Below are 2,208 nucleotides of genomic sequence, written 5' to 3' on the forward strand. Positions count from 1 at the left end.
AGGGCCGGCACGGTGCCGCGCGACGCGGGGATATTCGTCGATCGCGGTGGCCGCGTCACGGTCGTGGCGCGCGCGGAGGCTCTCACCGCGCCCGGAGCCGACGAGCGCGCGGACTTCCCCGACTTCGCTCTGCCGTCGCTGACCGGACCGGAGTCGATCCGCCTGGCGGACTTCGAGGGCGACGTCCTCGTGGTCAACTTCTGGGCGAGCTGGTGCGGACCGTGCCGCCGCGAGATGCCCCAGCTCGACAGCCTGGCGGCCGCCCTGGCGGGCGCCGGGGTGTCCGTCGTCGGGCTGAACGACGACGAGTTCCCCGACCAGGCGATCGGCTTCGCGCAGAGCCTGGGCGGGGTGAGCTACCCGCTCGCCCGAGGCGAGGGAAACCTGCGCCAGGAGTTCGGCTACCGTGGCCTGCCCTACACCGTCGTGCTGGACCGTGAGCACCGCGTGGTCCGCACCTTCTACGGGTTCGGCGAGTCGATCGACGCGCTGGCGGCGGTGGTGGAGGGGGAAGCGGCGCTCAACCGCTGAGCGGTGCGGCGTCCGGCGCGCTCACCGGGACGCGAACGGGCTGTCGCGGATCCAGAACCGCAGCGGCCAGTCACGCGCCCGGGCGACGCCGATACGGGGCCCTGCGGCGGCGCTCTCGCCCGCGGCCAGAGATCCGGCGTGAATCGACAGCGGCGGGAGCCGCAGCGGGTGCTTGTCCTGCGCCCCGCTCACCCCCAGCGCCGCGGTCAGCCGGGCCGGGCCGCTCGCCAGGTCCGAGAGCCTTCCCCGGCGCTCCGCCATCGCATCCATGCCGGCCACGGGCTCCAGCGCCCGCAGCAGTACCGCCGCCGGCCGCTCCGCGCGCCCGGTCACCACGTTGAGGCACCAGTGCAGCCCGTAGATGCGGTACACGTAGGCTATTCCCGGCGGACCGTGCATAGCCTCGTTGCGCGCGGTGCGACCGATCCGCTCGGCCGCGTGGGAGGCGGGATCGTGCGGACCGGGATAGGCCTCGGCCTCCACGATCCTGCCGGCGGTGCGGACGGCGGCGAGGTCCGACACGACGATCGCCCCGAGCAGCTCGCGCGCTACGAGCTCCGCGGGGCGGTCGAAGAACGAGGCGGGGAGCGGCTCTCCCGGCTCGAAGTGCGTTGGGTCGGCGGGGCTCACCGCCCCGCTGCGCGCGCCTCCGCGTCCGCCGCCAACCCTGCCAGCAGCATCTTCGCGCGGTTCGGCCCGACCAGGCTGCGGAGCTTGTCAGGCTCGTCGGTCATCACGCGGAACACGTTCTCGGCGCCGAACTTGTTCACCACCACCAGCGCGGTGCGTTCGCCGACGCCCTTGAAGCGCGACACCAGGTAGCCGATCACTTCGTCTCGCTCGGTGGGCAACCCGTCCGGCGCAGCGGGAGTCGGCGCAGCGGCCGCAGTCGCCAGCTCGGCGGCAGGGGCGGCTCCCGCGTCCTTCGGGGCCGCGCCGGAGCCGACGGTCTGGCCCGGCAGCAGCGGCGGCGGTCCCGCCGCGCCACCACGCGCTCGCGTCCCGCGCCCGTAACCGCGCACGCGCGCCGAGGGCGCGGCCGCGGGCTCCACGGTGGGCGCGACCTGCGGCTCTTCCGTCGGAGCGGCCTGCGCCTCGGCGACGGGAGCCTCGGCTGGAGCCTCGATCGCCGGTTCCGGCTCCGGCTCGGGAGCCGGCTCGGCCTCGGCTACCGGCGCCTCCTCTGCCGGCTGCGCCGAGCGCCTCCCCCGTCGTCCACGCCTGCGGCCGCCGTTGCGCTCGCGCTCGGCGCCCTCCTCCTCGCGGCCAGCCTCCGGCGCCTCAGCGGCGACTTCGCGCGTCGGCCTGGAGGGCGCGGACCCGGCGCCGGCGGGCGCGTTGCGCCCGAGCGAGGTCTCGTAGTACCCGTCCGGCGTCCGGTGCAGATCGATGACCTCCTCGTCGTGCGCCTTGCGCAGGAACCGGCTGAACTTGCTGAACCCCAGCGTGGCTTCGTCCCAGGAGTCGTCCAGCTGCAACATGCGCCGCTTGAGCTCCGAATCCCGCACCGGACCCTTGCCATCCGCCAGCTCGACGACGGCCCGGACGAGCAGCGCGAACGCCGCCGCGTAGCGGTCGTCCTCCGCCCCGGCCGGAGCCGCGGGCTTCGCTTCCTCGCGCCTGGCGCCTCGACCTCGCCGCGGCTCGCGCGTCGCGCCGGCAGCCGGCTCCGCGGCG

3 protein-coding genes are annotated in these 2,208 nt (G+C 75.3%); 1 reads left to right on the forward strand and 2 read right to left on the reverse strand.

Annotated elements, in window-relative coordinates; translation table 11 throughout:
- Nucleotides 1–531, forward strand: a 531-nt coding sequence (locus ABFS34_16530; protein ID MEN8377032.1) for a TlpA disulfide reductase family protein, incomplete at its 5' end; no start/stop codon positions are given.
- 21 nt (nucleotides 532–552) lie between these two features.
- Here the strand turns inward: ABFS34_16530 and ABFS34_16535 are convergent.
- Nucleotides 553–1,161, reverse strand: coding sequence for a DNA-3-methyladenine glycosylase (locus tag ABFS34_16535; protein MEN8377033.1), 609 nt, complete (start codon nucleotides 1,159–1,161; stop codon nucleotides 553–555).
- Nucleotides 1,158–2,208, reverse strand: a 1,051-nt coding sequence (locus ABFS34_16540; GenBank protein MEN8377034.1) for a hypothetical protein, incomplete at its 5' end; no start/stop codon positions are given. The genes ABFS34_16535 and ABFS34_16540, both read right to left, overlap by 4 nt.

Source organism: Gemmatimonadota bacterium (assembly GCA_039715185.1).
GTDB lineage: Bacteria > Gemmatimonadota > Gemmatimonadetes > Longimicrobiales > RSA9 > DATHRK01.